Source organism: Microcystis sp. M49636_WE2 (assembly GCF_030065375.1).
Classification (GTDB): domain Bacteria; phylum Cyanobacteriota; class Cyanobacteriia; order Cyanobacteriales; family Microcystaceae; genus Microcystis; species Microcystis aeruginosa_C.
Map to the genome: position 1 here is coordinate 1 of NZ_JASJFG010000471.1, position 1690 is coordinate 1690.

Genomic DNA, 1690 nt, shown 5'->3' on the forward strand with positions numbered 1-1690 from the left:
GGGTTTGCCGTGGGTTGCCCAACGGGTGTGACCGATGCCAATTTGGGAGGGATTAACTTCCTGTTCTAATTTTTCCCGCAGATTGTAGAGTTTTCCCTGGGCGCGGACTCGATGTAATTCACCTTCGAGAATTGTGGCAATCCCTGCCGAATCATAACCCCGATATTCTAAACGTTCCAATCCAGCTAGGAGAATATCGATCGCTGTTTGGGTTCCGATATAGCCAACAATTCCGCACATTCTTTCGCTGACCCCATTTAGGCTAAGTCCAATCTATTCTATCGCAAGCGTGGCGCTTGTTTGCTTAGAAGCTCAAGACGCAGGGGCAAGGGTAAAGTTTCCCTTCTAGGAGATTAGGGTGTGGGGTGTGGGGTGTGGGGTGTGGGGTGTAGGGTGTGGGGTGTGGGGAGAATAAATAAAAGCAATATAGATCACTCAGCAGCACACTTTGTTCTTTTTGTCAAAAAAACTTTCTCTTTGCAACAAAACTACACAATTAATTGATCAACGGGTTGGCTTAAAAAAGGCTCTTTAACTGCCATTTATTGCTGTTGCTGAATAGGTCAGTGTAGATTTAGCAAGGGTTTTCAGGATCACCAGACAGCTAAAAACCCTAAAAAGCACAGAAAAACCCATCATTTCATACTGCGAAATTATACCATAATCGCTGGAAGTATTGCAACCTCGTAAACAAATGAGAATTATTTTCAATAAATTCTTAAGAAAAGGTAAATATTGCGAAATGTAAATTCAAATATTCTCAACTATTAAAGCTTGTTTGATATAAAAAACTTATAAAAAGTTGTAATTTTTACTGACTGATTACTGATTACTGACTGAGAGAAACTTTAAACAGGAGTGACAACTGCTGTTAGAGCGGCAGTAACCGCGTCCATCGGTTGATTACCGTCGATATGGTTAAGAGTCCCTTTTTGACCGTAATAATCTAAAACGGGGGCAGTTTGGTCGATATAAACCTGTAGGCGACGGGCGATCGTTTCTTTAGTATCATCTTGACGACCCCGTTGCATGAGACGCTCAATTAAGACCGTATCTGGTACAGCCAAATTAACCACAAATGTGTAACTATCGGCCAATTCTTCCAGTAATGCGTCTAAAAAGCTCGCCTGTGCCACCGTGCGGGGAAAACCATCAAGAATCCAACCCTTAGCACTGTCAGGCTGTTTTAAACGTTCCTGAATTAAACCTAATAACAACTCATCGGGGACTAATTCGCCCTTTTCCACATAAGCTTGTGCTTGCTGACCAAGTTCTGTCTTCTCTGTAATTGCTTGACGTAAAATTTCACCGGTAGAAATATGGGGAATCGTCAGAGATTCCGCTAATTTTGCCGCTTGGGTACCTTTTCCCGATCCGGGCGGTCCCAAAAATATCACACCGATCCGTTTGCTCATCGAAAATTTGGGTCTGAAACCCCGCCGTTTTACGGCGGCTTTGCTGTTAAATATTAGCACATTTACGAAATATATGCTAAAATGTGAGGTATGGAAAAAGCCTATTCTTACCGATTTTACCCGACACCAGAACAAGAGTCGCTATTGCGGCGCACTTTGGGCTGTGTAAGATTAGTTTACAACAAAGCTCTCCACGAACGAACACAAGCTTGGCATGAAAGACAAGAAAGAGTAGGATATGCTCAAACTTCTTCAATGCTAACCGATTGGAAAAA

General features: G+C 42.5%; 2 protein-coding genes and 1 pseudogene. 1 reads left to right on the forward strand and 2 read right to left on the reverse strand.

The genetic code is table 11. The features are described from left to right. Nucleotides 1–240 (reverse strand): annotated as a pseudogene (locus tag PX484_RS11170) (glutamine--fructose-6-phosphate transaminase (isomerizing)); the annotation flags it as partial. Nucleotides 241–848: 608 nt separating this feature from the next. Next, nucleotides 849–1415 (reverse strand): adenylate kinase, encoded by a 567-nt coding sequence (locus tag PX484_RS11175; RefSeq protein ID WP_002753892.1) that lies wholly within the window; start codon nt 1413–1415, stop codon nt 849–851. A 90-nt stretch (nt 1416–1505) separates the two neighbouring features. On the opposite strand from PX484_RS11175, the gene PX484_RS11180 reads away from it, so the two are divergent. Next, the coding region (locus PX484_RS11180; RefSeq protein ID WP_288103848.1) for a helix-turn-helix domain-containing protein at nt 1506–1690 on the forward strand (185 nt) is incomplete at its 3' end.

Coding starts and splice junctions, on each gene's coding strand:
- PX484_RS11175 (WP_002753892.1), bottom strand. CDS start 1,415: ATGAGCAAACGGATCGGTGTGATATTTTTGGGACCGCCCGGATCGGGA.